The organism is Streptomyces sp. C1-1, assembly GCF_050214755.1.
Taxonomy (GTDB): Bacteria; Actinomycetota; Actinomycetes; order Streptomycetales; family Streptomycetaceae; genus Streptomyces.
The window spans coordinates 9,502,503-9,524,270 of record NZ_CP189826.1 but is presented as its reverse complement, the minus strand read 5'-3'; the positions used below and the strand labels follow the sequence as shown (position 1 = coordinate 9,524,270).

Below are 21,768 nucleotides of genomic sequence, written 5' to 3'. Positions count from 1 at the left end.
CGCACGGTGGGGGCGGGCCGACGGCCCGCCCCCACTCCCGTCCGGGCCTCAACCCCGGGCGGTAACCATCGGAGGGCCCCTTGTCTCTGTCGCCGGTCCCCATCACCCTTCCCCGACACACACTGCGCGCCGGGCTCGCCGCCGTGGCCGCGGCAGCCGCGATGGCCGCTCTGGGCGGCTGTTCGTCCGGCACGGCGGGGTCCTCTTCCTCCACACCCCCCACTCCCCCGCCGTCCGCGTCCGGCTCCGCCGCCCACTCCGTCGTACTCGACGAACGGGCACGTGGAACCACGGTCCGAGTGTCCACGGGCACCCACCTCGCGGTGCGTCTGCACAGCGCCTACTGGTCCACTCCCGCGGGCTCGAACCCCCGGGTCCTCGACCCCGTCGGCGGCGGAACGACAGCCGCCACCACCTGCCCGCCCGGCCGCGGCTGCGGCATCTCCTCCGCGCAGTTCACCGCACTGCGGCCCGGCACAGCGCACATCACCGCCCGACGTCACTCATGCGGCGAGGCCATGCGCTGCTCGCCGGGGCAGGAACGCTACGACGTGACCGTGACGGTCACCGGATAGCGCAGCCGGCGCTCGGGCACGCTCGCCAAGAACTTGATCCCTTTCGCATCCCGTTCGGCAAAGTCGCCGGATCATGGGCGCGCCCTCCCTACAGTGGCGCCATGAGTGATCACGCCGAAGCGCCTGTCAAGCCGGTCGAAGCCTTCGAACCCCCTTACTACGTAGCCGTCTTCACCACGGTGCGAACCCAGGACCAGAGTGGCTACGGCGAGACCAACGCACGCATGGAGGACCTGGTGAAGGACGTACCCGGCTTCCTGGGGATGGATCACGCGCAGACTCCCGGCGGGCTCGGCATCACCGTCGGCTACTTCCGCGACGCCGACGCCCTCACGGAGTGGCGGAGCAACGCCGAGCACCGTGCGGCGCAACAGCGCGGGCGGGCCGAGTGGTACCAGAGCTACACACTGCATGTGGCGAAAGTGGAGCGCAGCCACGGCTTCACACGAACGACGGGCCCGCAGAGCCCGGCAGCAGGCTGACCCTCGTGGCGGACGGGGTCGAGTTGCGCGTCACCCAGGGACTGCCCGAACCGCTGCTGGAGGAGATGCGGGCGCGCCGCCACGACCTCGTCATCGCCACCCGCCGGCCCCACGGCGGCGCCCTGGAGTCAGTGCCGCTCGCGGACGAGGAGTATCTGCTCGTCGCGGCCCCGGCCTGGAGCGAGCGCCTCGCCGCACACCCGAAGGCCGACGATCTCTGCACCGCACCGCGCGAGGTGCCCATGGTCACCTACGCCGAGGACCTGCCCGTCCTGCGCCGCTACTGGCGCACCGTCTTCGGCAAGCAGCTCGCTACCCGCGCCGCCGTCTCCGTGCCCAATCTGTATGCGGTCTGTCCGCGGTCCTGTACGCGGTCGATGCCGGCGCCGGTTACAGCGTGCTGCCCCGCTCCCTGTGCCAGGAGCACCTCGACTCCGGTCGCCTCGCCCTGTTGCACGAGCCGGAGGTTCCGCCGCTCGACACCCTGTCCCTCGTCCAGCGCCCCGGCGCCGAGGCCAACCCCCATGTGCTCCGGGTCCGCGAGACCCTCCTGCATGCGGCTCGCAGCTGGTAGACGCGGAGACGATGCCCGGCGCGCGATGCCCCGCATGACCGCGTGCCCCGCTCCTGGGTCGGCAGGGCTTCACGTGTCGTCTGTGGCCCCTTTACCTGTCTGCGCGGGAACCGGCTCCGTCCCCGGGCCACCCGGTTCCGGGTCGGCCGGCGCGCGCCCCACGTCCGACAGCGTTTCGCGGGCCCGTGCGTCGACGAAGCGCGTCACAAGGTGTTGCGCGGCACCGAAGATGACAGCCCACGCCATGATCTGTGCGCTGGAATCCAGGTCACTCAGGCCGGGGATGAAAGCCCCCCTGATGAGCAGCACCCCGATGAAGGCGGTCAGGGCCCCGGTGGGAAATTTCAGCAGGGCCGCGGACAGCGGCAGCATGTAGGGAGTGCTCGTCCCTTGAATCCGGCGCAAGGACGCGATCACCGTGAGAGCAGCGCCGGCCAGCCCTGCCGCCTCGGTGACGAGCACGTCCGTGTGCTGAGCGTAGTCACTCGGAACATCGCTCCAGTTCCGAGGGAACTCTCCTGAGGGGCACGCGGCGTTGAGCTCTCCCTTGGGAATGAAACACAAGTTCAGCGAACTGGGGCAGTACCAGCCCCAGAGCGCGAGCCCAGCCGCACCGAGGAGCACGAAGAAGGTGGCGATCCGCAGAATGACGCTGAGGCTGCGAACCCTCCTGACCTCGGCGTCCAGCGCGTCGTACGCGGCACTCAGAGCCAGGACGAGGAGTCCTCGGTCCCCGGGCTGAGGCCCTTTCACCTCCATGCGCTCCGCGACCGCCTCCGCCCTCACCCGAAGCGGGTTGCCCGGACCAAGATGCTGTTCGACATAGCCCAGCACATCGGTGCTCCGGCTGATCAGGTCCTCTTCCGAGCACAGCCCGAGCAGCATGACGTCGGTCGCGCGCAGGTTTGCCCAGGTCCTTTCGAGGGCTGCGGCTCCGGAGAAGAGGCGGCGCGGTGCGCAGATGGCATGGCCTGCCTCTTCCAGATGCCGTGCGATCCCCTCCAGCGTCTTCTCCCGCTGTCGTTGCTCGGCCTGGTCCTCGACCGTCCGGCATCTCTCGCGATCCGCTTGCTGCTCAAGGTAGAGAATGCGTGCGGCGGCCCGTTCTCGCCATGCCGTCCTGTGAACTCTGGACTGCTCTTTCGGGATCTTGGGGAGCTGGACGACGTTCTTTCGTCCGGTCGGCTCGTAGGGATGATCCTGCTTCGGCACGTCCGGCTTCGCCGTGCGTCCGAACAAGAGCGACGTAACCCACAGGAAAACGAAGGCGATTGCATTCCCTCTGAGTTTTGTCGGGCTTCGCGAACCTTTGACGGCTTTCCCCTTGGTCATCCCGACCTCCAGCAAAGGCTCCCCCTCTCAGCATAGGACGGTCAGCCAACAGGAGCGCGGCAGGGGAGGGTAATGGCAGCAATTGCAGAGCGCCCGACTGGGGAATAGCGTGGTTCAGCAGGCATCTCGCCTTTCCCCGCGAGCCGTTCAAGTCTCGCGAGCCGTTCAAGTCTTCGGGAGCCGCTATGACGATGCTGCTCATCAACGGATCGTTCCAGATCACGGGAACACAGCCGGACGGCGACACCATTCACTTCACTCCCAACGACCCGACAGAATGGGCCCTGGTGGGCAGTGGAGGCCGCGCCGTCAAGCACGATGTGCTGGGGCGCGCCACGCTCCGGCTGGACGCGATCGACGCGCTGGAGACACACTACGGTGCCAGCCGTGTGCACCAGCCCCTCCACTTCGCCCATGCCGCACGTGACGAACTCCAGAGCTGGCTGGGGTTCACGAACGTCCAGCAAGGGCCGGACGAGACCGTGACGGCGGCGACGCCCGACACGGTGCCCGGCTTCATCCTCACCAACGGCGCCGACATCCATGGCCGTTGTGTCGCTCTCGTCGGACGCGGCACCCCCGAGGGCCCCAGCGGTACCGATGTCGACGTCGACGCCGACCTGCTCCGGACGACGGCGAACCATCACCTGATCGCCACCGGCCTGGTCTACCCCACGTTCTACCGAAGCCTGTTCCCCAGCCTGCGCGCCGAGTTGACCGCGGCCGTGCGGCAGGCACGGACGGCGCCGGCGCAAGGTCTGTGGCCGAGCGACACGACCACGACCGGGGCCAAGGTCACGGGCCTGTCCTCGCTCACCGACGACGTCGTGATCCTGCCCAAGCTGTTCCGGCGGCTCGTCGACTACCTCCAGCTCGACAACGGCTCGCTGACCTGCTTCCCGGCCTATCTCGCCGGAGTGCAGGACCGCTTCACCATCGCGACCACCGGCAAGCGCTGCACCGGCCTGAACACCGTGGTCGAAGTCACCAACGGTCAGATCGTACGGATGACTCAGGCACCCGAGGACCTGGTGTTCGAGGAGGCTTGACACGGAGCGCGGCGACCGCCGGCAGGCCCGGTCATCCATCAAGGGTCCGGGCGACGGCCGCCGCACCCGGTCATCGCCTCAGACGACAACACGCTCGGTCATCGCCGTAGACGATCATGTCCTCAGACGGCTTCTCCCACGTTGTCGTCGCCGTAGGACTGACTGTGCACGGCTACGGCTCCACCTGACGGCGTCCAGGAGATACGCCCGTGCTGGAAGAGGCTGTAGCGGGACTGCGGTGAGCCGCTCTCGTCGGAGACCGGGTAGCCGAGGTAGCTGCGTTCCCAGCCCATGCTCGCCCACAGGTCCCGTATGGTGCCGTGGACTTCGTGCGAGTCCGTCGCCGGCGTCCAGTAGACCGAGCCGCCTTCGAAATGGTTGTAGCGGCCGACGCCGTCAGGGGTGCCCGTCTCGTCGGTGACGGGGTAGCCGAGGAATCCGCGCGTCCCGCCGAGTCGCGCGTAGCAGACCCGGATGCTGCCGTGGACCTCGTGGGCTCCGGTCTGCGGCGACCAGAAGATCGAGCCGTTCTGGTAGTCGCGAGACCGGCCGCGGCCGTCGGGCTCGGGCATCTCCGCCGAACCGCCCCCGGCATCCACCGGCGCGCCGATCCACGCCACCTGGGTCCACTTGTCGTCTATCGCTGTCATGACTTCTCACCCGGCTTTCCGAATGGTTCTTCAGAGTCCGCACCGGGTGAGCGGCCTCATGCGGGGAGTCCAGCGCGGCAGCCCCGGACTCGTAGCGCGGAACGCCGCCGTTCGCACCCGGATGACATGCCATCAGTTCGCCGACGGACAACGCGGCGCGAGTCCGTCCGATGGTGAGGGGACCGTCCGATCGTGAGCGCACCGTGCGTCGGCAGAGCCTGAAACCCGTCACCGCCCCTCGTATCGAGTCTGATCCCGGTCACCTCGGTCCGCAAACCCGCGATTCCGGTGTTCTTCGGCCGGCCATCGTTTCAGTTGCAACCAATTGAGATGACCGTTCAACGGTTTACGCTCTAACCGACCCGCTGGTGCATGATTTGCATGGTCTGGTCGCAGCGGCTGAAATTGATGACATGGGCTCCCAAGAGGCTGCCCGGGCCATGGCGAGCGAGGCGATCAATGACGTCCCCTCCCCTTTTGCGCTTGCTCGGCCAGTTCCGGCTTGAGTGTGACGCCAAGCCTGTCGAACTGAGCCGTAACGGCCAGCGTTTGCTGGCGTTCGTCGGACTGCACCGGCGCGTGTCGCGCACCGTCCTGGCCGGGACGTTGTGGCCAGAGGTCACGGAAGAGCACGCCAGGGGCAGTCTGCGCACCACTCTGTGGAAGCTGCCCAACTGTGACCAGGCGCTGATCCGGTGCAGCGGAGACTCGCTGTCGAGCGGGACAGCCATGCATGTCGACGTACACGCCTTGATCGAGACGGCATTCGATGTCGTGCAGGGCTGTGCCCGCCCGTTCGACGCCCATCTCCCGCCGGGACTGATCGGCACGGAGGAGCTGCTGCCCGGCTGGGACGAGGAGTGGGTGCTGCTGGAGCGCGAACGCCTGCGGCAGCTGCGTCTGCATGCGCTCGACTCCCTGGCCGAGACCCTCGTACGGGAGGGGAAGTCGGCGTTGGCTCTGGAGGCGGCATGGGCGAGCGTACGCTCGGAGCCGCTGCGGGAGAGCGCGCACCGGGCCGCGGTTGCGGCGCACCTCGCGGAGGGCAATCTCTACGAGGCGGTCCGTCAATACCGCTCGTTCCGACGGCTGCTGCGCGAGGAGCTGGGCGTCGAACCGTCCCCTCAGTTCACGCGGATGCTGGCTCAACACGGGATCGTCCTCTTCCGGTGAGGGTCGACGCGCTCTTCCGGTGAGGGTCGACGCGAGAGGGATGACGGAAGACTGACGACAGGCTGACAGCGCGCTGACGGCACGTCCGTAGCTTCGTCCGCGGGACCCTCCACGCGAACGGAGAACGACATGACCGCCACGGCGACCATCGACGAGATCGTGTGCCTACGGCCGTCGACCTCGACCGACTTCTCCCTCGCGGGAGTGATCGACAGCGTCCTGCAGCCGGTGTACAACCTGCCGGGCGCCGCTCTCGTGCAGCAGCTGACCGGTAACCAGGACGTGGGCCAGATGATCCAGTCCGCCCTCGACGAGGAGCCGGACGATCTGTACGTCACCACCGATCCCAGTGCCGGAGCGGACCACGCGGTGTGGCCGGGCAACTCGACGTTCACCGCCGCCGCCGGGGCACAGATCCCCCTCGGGATCCAGCTCACGGTGGACGGTTCCCAGGAGGTGTTCCTGTGGGACCAGGACGACGTCTCGGCAGACGACCTGCTGGGCTCCGTCACGATCAGTGAGGACGAGCAGGGCGGCGGCAGCCTCTCGAAACTCGCCCACTCCGAGGAAGAACGCTCGTACTACTACGTCCAGTACCACGTCGACTGAACACCGACTCCACTCGGAGGTCACCATGTCGTGGCGCGTGGCAGGCAGCCTGGAGACCCTTCTGCGTCAGATCGACGCGAGCTTCCCGGGACGCAGCAAACTCTCCGACGGCGGCATCGGCGACGCCGCTCACCAGACGCGCGACAGCGATCACAATCCCTGGTACGGGCCCGGGATCGTCACCGCTCGGGACTTCACCCACGATCCGGCCCACGGCCTCGACATCCAGGTGGTCGCCGACCAGCTGCTGGACAGCCGCGACCCGCGGATCAAGTACGTCATAGCCAACCGTCGGATCGCCACCCGCCGTGACTGGCAGTGGGGACCGTACGACGGGGCCAACCCGCACGAGAAGCACTTCCACCTGTCGGTGGTGGCCGATCCGCTCTGCGACGACCCACAGGACTGGAAGCTGCCCGTCCTGGGCGAGACCCCGGACGGTGGGGGTGACGCCGCGACCACCGACTTCGTCACCTGGGGCACCGGAGTCAACGTCCGGGCGGAGCCACGCCTCGACGCCCCGGTCGTGGCCGTGCTGCCCGGCCCGACCCAGGTGACGGTGCAGTGCCAGACCAGGGGCGACACGGTCAGCACGGCGGGCCATGTCAACGACGCCTGGTCCTTCGTCCCCCTGCTCGGCGGATACGTGTCCAACATCTTCATCGACCACCCCGCCGCCTGGCTTCCGGGTGTGGGTGAATGCTGATCTGGAGGACGGCATGGCACCGGTCGCGAAACTGCCCATCGTCTACGTCCGGGGGTACGCCGGCAACACCGCCGGCATCGACAAGGCCGTGACGGACCCCTTCTACGGGTTCAACGAGGGCTCCACCCACATCCGTATCGGAGCGGACGACGAACCGTCCTTCTACCAGTTCGAGAGCCCTTTGCTGAGGCTGCACCTGGACGAGGGCTACCACATCCTCGTCGACGGAGGCCAGGAGCTCTACCTGGCGACCCACGACACGATTCCACCGGACTCCATCTGGATCCACCGCTTCTACGACACATCCGCGACCACCTGGGGAGTCGGCCCTCGCGAGTTCCGGCTGGAGACAGCCGCGCAGGACCTGCTGACCCTGATCGAGACGCTCAAGGAGAAGTCCGGGGCACCCGGGGTCCACCTGGTGGCCCACTCCATGGGCGGGCTGGTGTGCCGCTGCCTGATCCAGAAGATCATTCCGGATCTCGGCCATGATCCGGCCGACTACGTGGGCAAGCTGTTCACCTACGGCACCCCGCACGGGGGCATCGCCTTCGACGTCGGCTTCGGCGTGCTGGAGCGGCTGCGTGATGTCACCGGCATCAACGGCGCGGACATCTTCGGCCCGGAACGGATGTACCAGTACCTCACTCCGAAGGCGCTCACCGACCCCGACGGACCGCCGCAGTCCTGGGACGCCCGCGCGATGCCGCCCGACCGGCCGTTCGCCTTCCCTCTCGGCCGGGTCTTCTGCCTGATCGGCACCGACCCGACCGACTACGAGGTGGCGCACGGCCTGTCGTCCGCCACGGTCGGGCCCCGGAGCGACGGTCTGGTGCAGATCGACAACGCCTACGTCCCCGGCGCACACCAGGCCCATGTGCACCGCAGCCACAGCGGATCCTACGGACTCGTCAACTCCGAAGAGGGCTACCAGAACCTGCGGCGCTTCCTGTTCGGGGACTGCGAAGTCGCCGCGGAACTCGTCCACTTCCACCTGCCCGAGCGCGACAACACGACCTGGCAGGCGGAGGTGCGTCTGTCGGTGCGCGGCCTGCAGATCGTCAACCACGAACGGACGAGCGCCCAGTGGTGCCCCATCCAGCTGTCCGAGAGCACGACGGGCACCGCCGACGGCGAGACATGCGTCCCGCTGGTGGACACCTTCCTCAACAGCGGCCTGCGGACCGGCGATTCGGGCACCATGCGGTACGCGCTGCACCTGCGCATCCTGTCGCTGCACCGTCATGACGGGCTGCTGAGCTTCAACGACCACCTCGAGCAGACCGCCGACTTCGACGACATCCTCGTCGTCGACGTGGGGGGTGGCGACGATCCGGCCGCCATGCCCGTGCTCCGGGCCACCTGGAACTCCACCATCAAGGGCCCGATCAGCGACTACCGGCCCGACGGCGGCAGCAACCTCGGCGACGAGAACCCCGCTGAGGGTGTCTGGGTCCACCACATCGAACTGCCCGCCACCGCCGCCCCGATCCTCGGGGAGGAGGCGCGGATCCGGCTCACCGTCACCCCCTGGGACTGACGGCACGAAAGGAGGCGAGCCGGCATGGTCACCGTCGCCCTGTCCAGAGTCCGGTTCGGTGAGACCAACGAGGACGTCCGAACCGTACAGAAAGCCCTGATCGCCCGGGGCCACCCCATCCCCGGCGGCCCCACCGGCTTCTTCGGGGAACAGACCAAGGCCGCCTACCGCGCCGAACAACACGCCCAGGGCTTCACCGGCCACGACGCCGACGGCATCCCCGGCTGCGCCTCCCTCACCACCCTCGGCCACCACGCCCACTTCGACGTCGACTGCGCCCGCGCCGCCCCGGCAGGCGGAAACGGGCGGCTCACCCTCGGCCAGGTCACCTATCGGGACCCCGGGGACGACTTCGGGCAGGCCGCCATGCGGCGCTACGCGCAAAAGGCCTGCCAACTGACCGGCATGGACGAGAGGTTCGGCGTTCCGGCGCTGGTGACCATCGCCGGGCGGGAGTCCGCCCACAACCACCCGAAGTACCGGGTGAACCTGAACGACGTCAACGCGCGAGGCCCCAAGGTGGCCGACGGGCACCCTCAGAACTGCTCCCGAGGCGCCACCCAGTGCATCCCCACGACCTTCGCCGCCTACCACCAGGCGGGCACGGCCACCACACCGTACGACGTGGTCGCGGACATGTGCGCCACGATCAACTACGTTCGCGACCGGTACCACGTGGACCGGGCCGGCTCGAACTTCGCGGCGCGGGTGCAGCAAGCAGATCCACACCGGCCCCCACGCGGCTACTAGGAGCCCGTCATGGTCACCGTCGCCCTGTCCAGAGTCCGGTTCGGTGAGACCAACGAGGACGTCCGAACCGTACAGAAGGCCCTGATCGCCCGGGGCCACCCCATCCCCGGCGGCCCCACCGGCTTCTTCGGGGAACAGACCAAGGCCGCCTACCGCGCCGAACAACACGCCCAGGGCTTCACCGGCCACGACGCCGACGGCATCCCCGGCTGCGCCTCCCTCACCACCCTCGGCCACCACGCCCACTTCGACGTCGACTGCAGCAAGGCGCACACCCCCGGCAAGGGGCGGGTTCCCTCTCCGGTGCCGGAGCACAAGGTGACCTTCGCCTTCTTCGCACGCGGCCCCTACGCCTGGAAGCCCGACGGCGTCGGCCGCCACACGGGCGAGGACTTCGCCGCCAGACCGGGCGTGCCCGTGGTCGCCGTGCGCAACGGCACCGTCGCCTGGTCGAACGGCAACGGCGGGGCGTACGGCCAGTGGATCGGACTGCACGCCGACAACGGCCATGTCTACACCTACTGCCATCTCTCACAGCGCCAGGTGAAGGACGGTCAGAAGGTCACCGCCGGACAGCAGCTCGGCAAGGTCGGCGCCACGGGCAACGCGACGGGACCGCATCTGCACTTCGAGATGTCGAAGGGCTCCAGTTGGTCCTACGGCAACGTCGCGAAACCCGTCTGGTGAGCGGGCCCGAGGAGGCGCGCGATGGCGCAGCACAACCCCTACCGAACCCCTGCGCGGCCCGGTGAGCCCATGCCGTTCCGCTTCAGTGCCTGGCAGAGCGGCTACGACGCGGGCATCGGCACGCCTCCCGACGTGCCTGCGACGCCGCTCGTCCGCAACCCCGACTACGCGCGGGCCTGGGCCCAGGGCGCTGTGGCGGGCAACGCCGACGGGCGGCGTGAGGGCTGGCGGTGGGCGTACTTCGACGGGGGCGTCCGGCCCGACCCCGGTGAGGGGGCCGGAGGCCCGTACGGGCCCGGGGACAGCGGCGAACGGCTTCCGCAAAGTGCGCACTACGCGCAGAGCTGGCCCTGCGTGGGCGAACTGCCGTTGCGGGCGGTCCTGGCGCAGTTCGCTCCCGGCAGCGACGACGAGAACGGCCTGACCGGCACCCTGCTCGCGCAGGTCTGCGCGGACAAGGGCGTGGACCGGCTGTACCTGCCGGTCGGCCTGTCCTCTTCCGAACCGGACCCGCAGCCGACGGGCGATCCGCTCGCCGACGCCGGTTACTGGCACGGCGCGGTGTCCGAGTCCTTCGCGGAGGCCGGCGAAGAAGCGTTCCAGTGGGTGACCTCCTCCCGGATCCCGCGTCACGTCGGCCTCGTTCGGTACGTACCCGCGGGCGAGCACCACTTCTTCGACCTCCTCCCGGAGGGCAGTCCGCTGCCCCCGGGCCGCTGACGGCGAGGTACGGCATGGCTGGAATCTTCGGACTGGATCTGGAACGGCTGGCCGACGACCAACTCCCCACCACCGTGGACATCGACAGTCCGCTCCCCCCGGTCCGGCTGCGGGGCAGGCTGCAGCGGCAGCAGTTCCGGTCGTTCTCCGGCGTCCTGAGCGCGGCCATGCCCGCCGCGACCGTGACCGCCTTCGGGCAGCTGGACCTGGCCGCGCCGGGCGGCCCGGCGTTCATCGCGCTCATGGGCGCGACCTTCCCCGATCCCGGCCTGCAGCTCGGCCTGGGCTTCTCGCTCAGCGGCGTGGGCGGGGTGGTGGGCGTCAACAAGGCGGTCGACCGGGACGCCCTGATCGCCGCCATCGCCGACGGCACCGCCGGTGACCTGCTGTTCCCCCCGGATCCGGTGAAGGCCGCGCTGCGGGTCGTTCCCCGGCTGCCGGCCCTGTTCCCGACCGCGCCGGGGCGGATCGTCGTCGGGCCCATGTTCCAGGTCTCGTGGGGCGACCGGATGGTCTCCCTGTCGACGGCCGTGATGGCCGAGGTGCCCGATCCCGTGCGCCTGTCACTGCTCGGCATCCTGCGGGTCGCCGTACCGGACCCGGCGGTGCCGCTGATCGACCTCAAAGCCACCTTCGCCGGACAGTACGACAGTGCCGAGCCCAGCGCCTTCCTCATGGCGAGTCTCACCGGCTCGCACATGGCCGGAGTGCCCCTGGACGGCGACGTCCTGGTCCTGAGCCGGGGCGGCGCCGACTCGGCCTTCATCCTCAGCGCGGGCGGATTCCACCCGGCGTACCCCATACCGCGCGGCGTGCCCGCGCTGCACCGGCTGTCCATGAACCTCTCACCGGTGCCCTGGATCCAGCTGCGCTGCCAGGCGTATTTCGCGGTCACCAGCAACACCGTGCAGTTCGGGGCCCAGCTCTCCCTGGTCGCCGAGATCGCCGACTGCGGGCTGCGCGGGCTGTTCGGGCTCGATGTGCTCATCCACCTGGAGCCCAGCCTTTCGTTCACGGCCAACATGCGTGGCTCGCTGGCGGTCGAGGTGTTCGGCGAGACCCTGATGGGCGTCGCGTTCGACCTCACCCTGGAGGGACCCGCTCCCTGGCACGCGGTGGGGCGGGGAAGCATCGACCTGTTCCTGTTCAGCGCGTCGTTCGACTTCGACGAACGCTGGGGCAACCCGCCGCCCGCGCTGCCGGTCCCGCCGGCCGACCTGGAAGCCCGGCTCAGGGAGGCGTTCTCCCGCCCGGACACGTGGAGCGCGCACCCGCCGGCCGACCTGCGGCGCTCCCCGGTGCTGCTGTCCCCCTCCGCCAACCGGCTGATCGGCGACGGCAGCCGGGTGCACCCGCACGGCAGTCTCGCCGCCCGGCAGCGGGTACTGCCCTTCGGCGTGGACATCCAGCGGTACGGCCGCTCGGCCGTCGAGCCCGCCGAGCGCTGGGACGTGGCCTCGGCCACCCTCGGCGCGGCGAACGCGACCGGCGGGACGATCGCGGACGAGTTCGCTCCAGGCCGGTTCTTCAAGCGCAGCGACGACGAACTGCTCGGCAGCCCCGCGTTCGAGACCTACCGGTCGGGTGTCCGCCTGGTGGCCGACACCTCGGGACCGGCCGACGGCGTGTTCGTCAGGGCCGGCCTCGACTGGGAGACCAGGATCGTCCAGGACCCGGTGCCCGCACTGCGCCCCGAGGGACTGCTGCGGGCCGCCCGGATCGCCGCCCTCCTGGAATCCGAGCAGGTGGCGGCAGCCGCGGGCTCCGTCCGGGACTCCCACTGGTGGCCGGCCGTGACCGCCGGACTGAGGGTGGCCGCCGAACCGCCGGTCGTGGCCGCGGACACCTGGGCGATGGTCGCGGCCGGCGAACCCGCCGGGCCGGAGGCCAGCACGGCGGAGCTGCGCAGACACCTGAGCGGTGAGGCCGGGATACGCGCGGTGGAGGCGTGGGAGGTGTCGGGCTGATGGCCGAGGAACTGGAATTCGCCCCGTTCATGCAGAGTTCCGTCGGCGCGGCGATCGAGAGCGACGTACCGAACGGGCCGGCGATTCTCAGGCCCCGGCTGTCCCTGGCCGGACCCGGCCGCCAGGTGGACCTGACGGCGCCGGGCGGAGCCCTGCGCATGCTCGGCCCCGAGGGCGTCGTCGGCATCGACGTCCGGCACGTCCTGCGGGTCGATCCACCGCCCGGCATCCAGGACACCGAGCCGAACTACATGCCCTGCATCGAGTTCGACGTACCCGAACTGCCGTGGCTGTTCACGCCCGCGCGGCCCGCCGGGGACCGGCTGCGGCCCTGGCTCGTGCTCACCGCGATCGAGACGGACGGCCATCCGCTGCAGAGCGGCCTGCCGTTGCCCTTCGTCGACGTGGACGCCGCACTGCTGCCGCCGCTCGAGCAGTCCTGGCAGTGGGCCCACGTCCAACGGCCCGCCGGCCAACCCGGACCGCTGACCTCACGGCTGCTGTGCCCGCTGCACCTGAAGGCGGACACCGCCTACACGGCCTGTGTCGTGCCCGCCTTCGCGGGCGGGGTGACCGCCGGCCTCCAGGGCGGTCTCACCGACGTCGAGCAGCATGGTGACGCCTGGCGGCGCGATCAGGGCACGGTCCGGCTGCCCGTCTACCACAGCTGGCAGTTCCGCACCGGCGACCCGGGGGACTTCGAGCAACTGGCCACCGCCGTCGTGCCGTTGTCCGACAGCGAACGCGCCGTCCTGGCGGGCCGGACGGTCGACATCACCGAACCCTGGCCGGACGGCGCCCCGCTCGCCTCCGACGGCCCGCCCGGAGCCCGGCAGACCATCACCGTGCAGGGTGTCCTCAGCCTGGTGGACAGCCCTCCCGAACAGGCCGGAACCGCGCTCGCCGACTTCGCGCGGCGCGTGCGGGAGCACATCGCGCAAGGCACCGGGGACACCGTCGCCCCGCCGCTGTACGGCGGTCACCCCGTCGTGCGCGAGCGGATCGAGGACGGCGAGCGGGGCTGGCTCGCCGAGCTGAACCTGGACCCCGAGACACGGATCGCGGCCTCTCTGGGAACCGGCTGGGTGCGCGACAACCAGGAGTGGCTGATGGCCAGGGCCTGGGACCAGGTGGGCGTGGTGCGCGAGGCCAACCGGCTGCGGCGCCTTGCCGCCTTCTGCGCCGAGGTGTCCGCCTCCGTGCACCGGCGGTCCGTGCAGAACCTCTCCCCTGCCGAGGCCCTCGGCATGGCGGCCCCGGTCTGCGAGCGTCTGCGGACGGAGAGTGGGCTGCCGCTGCGGACCGAGGTGGCGGTCAGCCCCGCGCCGGAGGCGCTGGTCACACCGGCCCTGCAGCGGCTCCTGCGGCGCCGCGGGCCGGTCGCCCGTCGGGCCGCGCTGGACACCGAGTCGTACGTCCGGCGCACCCTCACCGGCGACCTCCTGCCACCGCTTCCCGCCGCGCTGGTGACACGGCCCGAGCCGTCCGCGCCGCCGGCCGAGGCGGAGACGCCCGACCTGACCTTCACCGTCGACAGCGCCCTGTATGCCACCGCGACCAGGCGGGACACCCAGCGGATCAAGGTCCTGTCGGCGATGGCGCTCTCGGCCCGGGCCAACGACCTCGGCGCTCAGGCCGACACACTGGGCGCGATGCTGACCGGTCCGACCCTGGCCGTCCAGCCCGACGGTGACCTCGGCGCCGACGAGATCAAGAGGTTCAGGGCACTGTCCGGCCCGATAGGACCACAGATCGCGGACCAACTGGCCGCCTCGTTCGCCGAGCACTCCGCGGACCAGACGCTGAACGTTCCCGAGCAGGACGTCGCCCTGCCGGCGCAGCCCTCGATGTCCGACGATCCGGCGGCACACATCCTGGAGTTCGGCGTGCCCGTGGACGCGGACGCGCTGCAGGGGCGGCTCGCCCGGGCCCTCGACCCCGGTCCCTTGCTGACGGCCCGCCTGGACAGCACCGTCGCCCAGGAACCACAGTCCCCGCTCGCGATGCCGCCGACGGTCTCCGATCCGGTGATGGCCTGCCCGGACTTCGCCGCGCCCATGGCCATGGCCCTGAAGGACACCGCTCCCGAGTGGTTCCTGCCCGGATCGGCCGACATCCCGGACGACCGCGCCGTCCTGCTCCGCGCCAACGCGCCCTTCATCGCCTCCTTCATGGTCGGCGTCAACGACGAGATGAACCACGAGATGCGCTGGCGCGAGTACCCCACCGACCTGCGCGGCAGCCCCTTCACCCACTTCTGGCCGCGTCCGGACAGCGAGCCGGACATCCCCCCGGTCCACGGCTGGCTGCCGGAGCTGGGCCTGGCCGCCCAGCTCACCGGCAACGCCGGCGGCGTGGACGTACTGCTCATCCGGGGCCGACTGGTGCACCGCTACCCGAACATGATCGTCGCGGCCGTGCCCGCCCAGTCCGTGACCGAGAGCGGCGACCTGGCGGAGAACACGTGGGAACGCCCGAAGATGGTGCTCACGCTCGACGAACGGACCTGCGCCTACGCCTTCGACCTGCCCGGTGACATCCACGACTGGTGGTTCGTCCTCGCCGAGAACAGCTACCGGATGCGGTTCGGCTTCGACACCACCGCGCAGGAGTACCAGCACTGGTCGGACCTCACCTGGCCGGTGGGCGAGGGAGGCTTCGCCGATCTCGGAGCGATGCCCGCCCTGCCGGACCAGGAACGCGACCATCCGCCGCCGGCGTGGAACGCGGCGACGATCGCCATGGTGGCGTTGCAGCGGCCCTTCAGGGTCGTCACCTCCGCCCGCAACCTGATCGGAGCACCGCGGTGACCGTGAACCCGGATCTGGCCAAGGCCCACCGCGCCGTCAGTGACGCCCGGCTCGCCCGGGACTGGTCGCGCGCCGGACTCGCCATGTACGACAAGCGCATCCAGTCCGGGGAGACCGGTCTGGACGCCGAACACCTCGCGCAGGGCCAGCAGGCGGCGACCGACGAGACCTCCTACCAGGCGGCCCGCGAGGCGTACACCGAGCTGGCCCAGGAGGAGCCGCAGCTCTGGCCGCACGAGAGCGCCTCCGACCCGCTGCTGCTCCTGCCTCTGCGACTGGAGACCGTCTACCGCAACGCCGGGGAGGCCGCGCTGGAACTGTGGATCCGTGCCTACCCCGACGAGATCCACGTCGACTCCCACGAACCCGCTCTCACCCCGGCGGAACGGATCGCCGCCGAAGCCTACTGGCGGGAGGTCTGGGCCGCGGGCCCCAACCAGCAGCGCCGCAAGGCCGCCTGGAGCACGCTCGTCACCACCATCGGTCCCGGGCGCGCCGTGTGGGCGGTCCACGCGCTGCGCCCGGGACTGCAGCAGCCCCCGTCCACGGAGACCCCGCCCGGCGGCAACCCGCCGTCCCCGGAACCCTGGTCGGTACAGCCGGAGCGGCGTGACGGCGCCTGGACCCGGCCGTCACGCAGCTCCGTGCTCCCCGACCGGCTGGTGTTCTCCGGTTACGAGATCGTCGGCGACGGACAGATCGGCCTGGTCTGGCGGCAGGAGGGCGCGCCCATCCCCGAGGTGCTCGACGTGGGGCCCGGCCCGGACAGTCCGGTTCCGCCGGCGTGGCTCTGCGACTTCGAGGAGGCCGTCCGCGTGGGCATGGGGGTCAAGGTCCCTGTCGAGGACGGCATGCGAACCGACTTCCCCCTGGTCACCGTCACCGGGGTGCGCGGCGGGACCTCCGAGCAGACCTCCGAGCTGATCGGTTCGCTGCTCGACGCCCACCGCTGCACCGACGGCCTGGCCGTGCTGCCCAACGGCACACCGACCAACAACACCGAGGCGACCAGGTCCGCGTGGCGCACCCGCATGCCGCCGCCGAGCCCCGAGCAGACCGACGCACAACGCGCCGCGTTCGTCTCCGGCGGCGCGCAGGCCGCCGCCCGCGTCGCCCGGGCCCTCGGCCCCGCCGCCGGGCGCGTACTGGCCCAGACCGCCGACGGCCTCTGCGACGACGACCACGACCTGCTGCTGCAACTGCACGCCGGGATCGGCGCCATGGCGGCCTCGTCCACCAACTGGATGAACTACGACGGCGATGCGCAGGTCGATCTGGTCTTCCTGGTCTCGCACTTCGCCGAGTACGTACGCGCCCGGGGCCCGCTGCCCACGCTGCGCGTCGGACGACAGCCGTACGGCATCCTGCCGGTCACCTCGCTCGACCTGTGGCACGGTACCGAGGTCGACCTGAGGATCCTCGACCACATCCAGGGCTTCCGCACCTTCGCCGAGTCCCAGGGCTGGCGCTGCCCGAGGGTCGGCGGCGGGGGCGACTCCGACCAGGTCATCAACGACATCCTGCACCGGCTCCCCGCCTCGCGCCGACTGCGTTTCGTCCAGCAGGAGCCGGTCAATCCGCCGTTCCAGCCGGCCCCCGACAACCCGATCGGCGGCATCCCGTACATGAGCGGCTTCGCCTGGCAGCAGCAGCCCGACCCGGAGGCGCTGCCCCTGCCGCTGGAGTTCGCCGTCGCCACCGAGACCACGCCGGAACTCCAGGAGGTGCTCAAGAGCCGCCCGCTGCGCACCCTGTGCGACCTGTGGCAGGAGGAGGCCCGTCTCACCTCCCTCCATCAGGAGATCCCGCCCGAACTGGGCGAGAAGATGCGCGGACTGGCCCCCGCCCTCGACAACGTGGGCACCGGCCGGATCGGGCTCTGGTACCACCTCGCCATGATGGTCCTGTGGCTCTACCGCTTCCGTCTGCAGGAGCGCTTCGACTCCGAGGGAGCCGTGGATCCCCTGGTCGCCCTGACCGACGGCAAGGTCACGGCGCAGCCCGGCACGGTCCCGCAGTTCTACGACTGGGCGGCCATGGCCTTCCGGCAACTCGCCGCGACCGAGGACATGGCGGGCGCGGACCAGCCACGCCTGGAACGGCTGCTGTGCGAGGTGCTGGACACCCAGGCCCACCGTCTGGACGCCTGGATGACGTCCGTGGCCACTGCCCGGCTGACCCGCCTGCGCGCCGACCGCCCCGACGGCACCCACCTCGGGGCGTACGGCTGGGTCACCGATCTGCGGCCGCGGGACTCGGAGCAGCAGCCGGTGCCGACCGACCCGGAGGACGACACGAACGCGCCGCCCCCGGACGACGCCCAACCCCAGGACGGCCAGGAACCTCATGGCGACGGCTACCTCCTGGCCCCCTCCATGCATCACGCCACCACCGCCGCCGTCCTGCGCTCCGGCTGGCTCAGCCACGCCCACGCACAGGCCTTCGACATCGATCTGCGGGCCGACCGGGTGCGCCGCGCCCTCACCCTGGTGGACGGCGTCCGATCCGGCCAGTCCCTCGGCGCGCTGCTCGGCTACCGGCTCGAACGCGGCCTGCACGACACCCAGTCGGACCAGCTCATCGCCGTCTTCCGCGCCGCCTATCCCAGCGCGCACGTCGTCGACCCCGAGGCACCGCACAGCCAGGAGGCGTTGACCGCGATGGCCGCCCGCGACGTCGTCGACGGCCAGGCCCTGCTGGCCGACTGGACGGCACACGGCGGGCAGTTGCAGGACCTCGACTCCCTCACCTCGCAACTGACCGACGCGACGCGACCGCTGCTGGACGGGGCGAGCTCGCTGGTGGCCGATCTGGCAGATGCCGTGGACGCGGTCGGGGACCTGCTGCTCGCCGAGAGCGTCCACCATCTCGTCGCGGGCAACCCGATGCGCTCCGGTGCGGCCGCCGACGGGATCTCGCGCGGTGAGAACCTTCCGCAGGACTTCGAGGTCGTCCGCACCCCGCGGGCCGCCGTCGCCCTCAGCCACCGCCTGGGACTGCTCGCTCCCACTGCCGGCACGGGCGGCTGGCACGCGGACCGGCCGCTGGCCGTGCTCGAACCGGCACTGGAACGCTGGTGCGAGCACCGCCTGGGCGACGCCTCCGGCTGGAGCTTCGGCTTCGGCGACCCGGCCACGCCCACCACGGTCGGTCTCGCCGACCTCGGACTGTGCGCCCTGGACGTGGTGCTGGACGCCGGACCGGCCGAAAGCGACCGAGCGGGCGCCGCGCCCGCCGGAACGTACGGCACCGTGATGCACCGGCTGCTGCAACAGTCACCGGCAGGCGCGAACGTCACCGACTCCGGTGCGGCCCGCTTCGCCGAACTCCGGCTGCTGTGCCGTGGCCTGGCCGACGTGCTGCGCGCCGGCCGCCCGTTGCTCGTCACGGATCTGGATGCCGACGCGGGCGACGACTGGGGCGCCGCCGACCTGGCCGAGCTGGCGGCGCGCGTCACCGTCTGGCACGGGACGGTCGCATCCGCGCTGGCCGGACTCCGGGAGGCGACCACGTCGCTGCCGGGCACGGCGCGGGAAGCGGCCAAGGAGCTGGACACGCTCGCCGACTGCGGGCTCCCGCACGCGGCGCCACCGGTCACCCTGTCCGCGGACGACCAGACGGAAGCGCTGCGCGCCCACGCCTCCGCCGTTCTCGACCGTTTCGAGGCGACTCCGCTGCCCGACCTCCCCGGCCCGCCTCCCGAGGACCCGTCCGCCGTCCTGAAGTGGGTCACGGCGCTGCGTACGGCGGTCTCCTCCGTCCTCGGCCGATCCCTGCCCTTGCTGCCGACGCTCCGGCTGGCGGCGACCGCCGCCGGCGCGGCCCTGTCCGCGCCACCGCAGGGGGCCGAGGAGGACACGGTGGCGGACTGGCTGCTGGAGATGGAGCGGGTCCGGCCCATGGCCCGGACCTTCGGTGACGCGCTGACGGCCGCCGAGGTGCTGGCCGAGACGCCGGCGTGTGCCACCACGGTGGCCCAACTCCCCGCCGGTCAGCAGTGGATCGCACGCGGTCCGGCCCCCCTGCCGTCCCGCACACGTCCGGCTCCGCGCCACTGCGCGGTGCTGCGCACCGACGGCCCCGCCGACCCCGGGCAGGTCGCCGGCCTGGTCGTGGACGCCTGGACCGAGAGCGTGCCCGAGCCCGCCGCCCCGACGAACGCCGACGGCCAGGGCCCGCAGCCCGACCGTGAGGATCGAGAGGAACTGGGCGGGCTCGCCTTCCACTACAACCAGCCCGACGCCCGCGCTCCGCAGGCGTTGCTGCTGGCGCTCCCGCCCGACCGCGGGCGCGGCTGGCGCATGGAGGACGTTCACGCCGTGGTCGAGGAGACCTTCGCCCTCGCCCAGATCAGGGGCATGGACCTGAACGACTTCGCCGAACTGCGCGGCCTGCTGCCGGTGCAGTGGACGATGCCACCACATGGATCGGGGCTGCTATGACCATGTTCCGTTACGAGCCCCTGCCACGCGACACCGGGATGGAGGAGGCTCTCGCCGCCCGCACCGCCGATGCCGCGTGGTTCCTGGCCAGGCAGTACGCGCTCGGGGAGTTCCGGGGCGAGGACGCGGCCTCGCCGGTCTCGGTCTCGCTCGCCCGGGAGACCCATCGGCTGGACGGCTGGCGAAGTGGCGTGGGGGCCGAGGGCGGCGAGTGGCTGCCGTACGACCCGGCGACGATGGTGCTGGAGGAACTGGTCGAGAGCGAGCCCGTGACGGGCCCCGACGCCCGGCTGACGCTGTCCGGGGCTCTGCGGTGGCAACGCGCTCTGGCGGCCGCCGGGTTGATCGCCCTGCTGCCGGCCTTCGCCCAGGTCTGCCCGTTCGCGGCCGACGGCCCGTTGGCGCCGACCGGGCTGTCCGCCGCCGTACGGGAACGGCTCCCCGACCCGGTCGCCCTCGCCCCCTGGCTGGCCCGCCTCGCGGAACGCGACGCGACGGCCGCCAAGGAGTTCGACGCCCCCGACACCGCCCTGGAGGCCCTGGCCACCGCCGCGGCGGCCTGGCTCTCGTGGTGGCATGCCCGGGTGCCGTCGGACCTGCCCGTCGGACCCCCGAAACCGCCGCCGTCGTGGAACACCCGCCGCATGGAGTACGCGTTCGAGGTCCGCGCCTCCAGCCTCCCGGGCCTGGAACTGCGCGCTGAGGAATACCGCGGCGGCCACCTCGACTGGTGGGCCCTCGACGGCCCGGTCCAGCCCCTGCCGGTCTCGGAAGCAGCGGTGACCCGCGACCGGCGCAGAATCGTCCCGACCCCGGCGGTCTACGGCGGCATGCCCGTCTCCCGCTTCTGGGAGATGGAGGACGCCCGCATCGACTTCGGCTCGGTCGACGCCTCTCCCGCGGACCTCGGCCGGCTGATGCTCGTCGCCTTCGCGACGGTCTACAACAGCGACTGGTTCTGCGTCCCGCTGCCCCTGCCCGTCGGTTCCCTCAGCAGAATCGTCGACTGCACCATCACCGACGTCTTCGGCGGCGCGACCACCCTGCGGCACGCCACGGCCGACGACAGCATCGTCTGGAATCTGTACGGCATGGGCGGCCCCGGCGCGAGCGGGACCGGCGGCATCCCGCCCGCCGCCGGCATGACGCAACCGCCCTCCCCCTGGTTCTACCGACCCGCCGCACTGCCGGCGGGGCAGGAGAGTCCCCCGGTCGAATCGGTACTGCTGCTCCGCGACGAACAGGCCAACCTGGCCTGGGCCGTGGAGGAGTCCGTCGCCGACCAAGCCGACGAACGCGTCGACCGCTACGACCGCTGGGTCGCCACCGCCCCGCCTCCGGCACCGCCCCCGCCCGACGGCAGTCCGCGCTACCGCGTGGTCACCGAAGTCCCCTCCCACTGGTATCCGCTGGTGCCGCAGGCCCTCGCCGACCAGGAGTCGATCCGGCTCCGTCTGGTCGGCCTGGCCCGCGGCGACGGCACCCCGCGGCCCCCGTTGGGGAAGCTGCTCGGCGAGACGGACTGGCTCTACGAGGAGGAGGTGCCCCGCTCCGGGATCCGGGTCGAGCGCGCCCGGCAGTACACGCGCTGGCAGGACGGCAGGACGCACGCCTGGACCACCCGCAGCAGGGGCAGCGGCACGGGCGGCGGATCTAGCGGGCTGCGTTTCGACGTACTGGAAGAAAGCTGAGCGGGCGACGC

Annotated in this window: 16 protein-coding genes and 1 pseudogene; 15 read left to right on the top strand and 2 right to left on the bottom strand. The window is 71.1% G+C overall.

Annotation, left to right across the window (positions count from 1 at the left end; genetic code table 11):
- The first annotated feature begins 80 nt into the window (after window positions 1–80).
- The 3 genes and pseudogenes from ACQF4J_RS43405 to ACQF4J_RS43395 all read left to right on the top strand — a co-directional run bounded on the left by ACQF4J_RS43405 (window position 81) and on the right by ACQF4J_RS43395 (window position 1,631).
- Window positions 81–575 carry a hypothetical protein gene (locus tag ACQF4J_RS43405; RefSeq protein WP_351577470.1) on the top strand — a complete coding sequence of 165 codons (495 nt, stop codon included), beginning with the start codon at window positions 81–83 and terminating at the stop codon, window positions 573–575.
- Between the two features lie 101 nt (window positions 576–676).
- The gene (locus ACQF4J_RS43400; RefSeq protein ID WP_351577467.1) at window positions 677–1,057 is read left to right on the top strand and encodes an antibiotic biosynthesis monooxygenase family protein; all 381 of its coding nucleotides are present in this window, start codon (window positions 677–679) and stop codon (window positions 1,055–1,057) included.
- Window positions 1,058–1,122: 65 nt separating this feature from the next.
- Window positions 1,123–1,631 (top strand): annotated as a pseudogene (locus tag ACQF4J_RS43395) (substrate-binding domain-containing protein).
- Window positions 1,632–1,700: 69 nt separating this feature from the next.
- Here ACQF4J_RS43395 and ACQF4J_RS43390 read toward each other — a convergent pair.
- Entirely contained in the window at window positions 1,701–2,963 is a 1,263-nt protein-coding gene (locus ACQF4J_RS43390; protein WP_351577464.1) for a hypothetical protein, read from the bottom strand.
- A 185-nt stretch (window positions 2,964–3,148) separates the two neighbouring features.
- Here ACQF4J_RS43390 and ACQF4J_RS43385 point away from each other — a divergent pair, with 185 nt between their 5' ends.
- Complete coding sequence (locus ACQF4J_RS43385) at window positions 3,149–4,012, top strand: nuclease (RefSeq protein ID WP_351804932.1); 864 nt, start codon at window positions 3,149–3,151, stop codon at window positions 4,010–4,012.
- 122 nt (window positions 4,013–4,134) lie between these two features.
- Here the strand turns inward: ACQF4J_RS43385 and ACQF4J_RS43380 are convergent, their stop codons facing one another.
- Window positions 4,135–4,662 carry an LGFP repeat-containing protein gene (locus tag ACQF4J_RS43380; RefSeq protein WP_351577459.1) on the bottom strand — a complete coding sequence of 176 codons (528 nt, stop codon included), beginning with the start codon at window positions 4,660–4,662 and terminating at the stop codon, window positions 4,135–4,137.
- 483 nt (window positions 4,663–5,145) lie between these two features.
- Here ACQF4J_RS43380 and ACQF4J_RS43375 point away from each other — a divergent pair, with 483 nt between their 5' ends.
- The 11 genes from ACQF4J_RS43375 (at window position 5,146) to ACQF4J_RS43325 (ending at window position 21,757) form a co-directional block, all read left to right on the top strand.
- A complete protein-coding gene (locus tag ACQF4J_RS43375; RefSeq protein WP_351804930.1) occupies window positions 5,146–5,835 on the top strand; it encodes an AfsR/SARP family transcriptional regulator in 690 nt (229 codons plus the stop codon).
- Between the two features lie 129 nt (window positions 5,836–5,964).
- Window positions 5,965–6,444: a hypothetical protein gene (locus tag ACQF4J_RS43370; RefSeq protein WP_427168245.1), complete on the top strand. Its 480-nt coding sequence runs from the start codon at window positions 5,965–5,967 to the stop codon at window positions 6,442–6,444.
- Between the two features lie 37 nt (window positions 6,445–6,481).
- Window positions 6,482–7,150 carry a hypothetical protein gene (locus ACQF4J_RS43365; RefSeq protein ID WP_351577451.1) on the top strand — a complete coding sequence of 223 codons (669 nt, stop codon included), beginning with the start codon at window positions 6,482–6,484 and terminating at the stop codon, window positions 7,148–7,150.
- Window positions 7,151–7,163: 13 nt separating this feature from the next.
- Window positions 7,164–8,690 carry an alpha/beta fold hydrolase gene (locus ACQF4J_RS43360; RefSeq protein ID WP_427168244.1) on the top strand — a complete coding sequence of 509 codons (1,527 nt, stop codon included), beginning with the start codon at window positions 7,164–7,166 and terminating at the stop codon, window positions 8,688–8,690.
- Window positions 8,691–8,714: 24 nt separating this feature from the next.
- Entirely contained in the window at window positions 8,715–9,440 is a 726-nt protein-coding gene (locus ACQF4J_RS43355) for a peptidoglycan-binding protein (protein ID WP_351804928.1), read from the top strand.
- A 9-nt stretch (window positions 9,441–9,449) separates the two neighbouring features.
- Window positions 9,450–10,127, top strand: coding sequence for a peptidoglycan DD-metalloendopeptidase family protein (locus ACQF4J_RS43350; RefSeq protein WP_427168243.1), 678 nt, complete (start codon window positions 9,450–9,452; stop codon window positions 10,125–10,127).
- 21 nt (window positions 10,128–10,148) lie between these two features.
- Entirely contained in the window at window positions 10,149–10,847 is a 699-nt protein-coding gene (locus tag ACQF4J_RS43345) for a hypothetical protein (RefSeq protein WP_351577443.1), read from the top strand.
- Between the two features lie 14 nt (window positions 10,848–10,861).
- On the top strand, window positions 10,862–12,814 hold the full coding sequence (locus ACQF4J_RS43340; protein WP_351577441.1) for a DUF6603 domain-containing protein: 1,953 nt from the start codon (window positions 10,862–10,864) through the stop codon (window positions 12,812–12,814).
- Window positions 12,814–15,624: a hypothetical protein gene (locus ACQF4J_RS43335; protein WP_427168242.1), complete on the top strand. Its 2,811-nt coding sequence runs from the start codon at window positions 12,814–12,816 to the stop codon at window positions 15,622–15,624. The genes ACQF4J_RS43340 and ACQF4J_RS43335 overlap by 1 nt, the downstream gene beginning before the upstream one ends.
- Window positions 15,621–20,066: a hypothetical protein gene (locus ACQF4J_RS43330; RefSeq protein ID WP_427168241.1), complete on the top strand. Its 4,446-nt coding sequence runs from the start codon at window positions 15,621–15,623 to the stop codon at window positions 20,064–20,066. Before ACQF4J_RS43335 ends, ACQF4J_RS43330 begins: the two co-directional genes overlap by 4 nt.
- Window positions 20,063–21,757, top strand: coding sequence for a hypothetical protein (locus tag ACQF4J_RS43325; protein ID WP_351577432.1), 1,695 nt, complete (start codon window positions 20,063–20,065; stop codon window positions 21,755–21,757). Before ACQF4J_RS43330 ends, ACQF4J_RS43325 begins: the two co-directional genes overlap by 4 nt.
- Window positions 21,758–21,768 lie beyond the last annotated feature (11 nt).

Bases quoted from the DNA above. Each gene is read 5' to 3' on its own strand.
- ACQF4J_RS43345 (WP_351577443.1), top strand. From the start codon at position 10,149: ATGGCGCAGCACAACCCCTACCGAACCCCTGCGCGGCCCGGTGAGCCC.
- ACQF4J_RS43380 (WP_351577459.1), bottom strand. From the start codon at position 4,662: ATGACAGCGATAGACGACAAGTGGACCCAGGTGGCGTGGATCGGCGCG.
- ACQF4J_RS43350 (WP_427168243.1), top strand. From the start codon at position 9,450: ATGGTCACCGTCGCCCTGTCCAGAGTCCGGTTCGGTGAGACCAACGAG.
- ACQF4J_RS43355 (WP_351804928.1), top strand. From the start codon at position 8,715: ATGGTCACCGTCGCCCTGTCCAGAGTCCGGTTCGGTGAGACCAACGAG.
- ACQF4J_RS43385 (WP_351804932.1), top strand. From the start codon at position 3,149: ATGACGATGCTGCTCATCAACGGATCGTTCCAGATCACGGGAACACAG.
- ACQF4J_RS43325 (WP_351577432.1), top strand. From the start codon at position 20,063: ATGACCATGTTCCGTTACGAGCCCCTGCCACGCGACACCGGGATGGAG.
- ACQF4J_RS43335 (WP_427168242.1), top strand. From the start codon at position 12,814: ATGGCCGAGGAACTGGAATTCGCCCCGTTCATGCAGAGTTCCGTCGGC.
- ACQF4J_RS43340 (WP_351577441.1), top strand. From the start codon at position 10,862: ATGGCTGGAATCTTCGGACTGGATCTGGAACGGCTGGCCGACGACCAA.
- ACQF4J_RS43370 (WP_427168245.1), top strand. From the start codon at position 5,965: ATGACCGCCACGGCGACCATCGACGAGATCGTGTGCCTACGGCCGTCG.
- ACQF4J_RS43390 (WP_351577464.1), bottom strand. From the start codon at position 2,963: ATGACCAAGGGGAAAGCCGTCAAAGGTTCGCGAAGCCCGACAAAACTC.
- ACQF4J_RS43360 (WP_427168244.1), top strand. From the start codon at position 7,164: ATGGCACCGGTCGCGAAACTGCCCATCGTCTACGTCCGGGGGTACGCC.
- ACQF4J_RS43400 (WP_351577467.1), top strand. From the start codon at position 677: ATGAGTGATCACGCCGAAGCGCCTGTCAAGCCGGTCGAAGCCTTCGAA.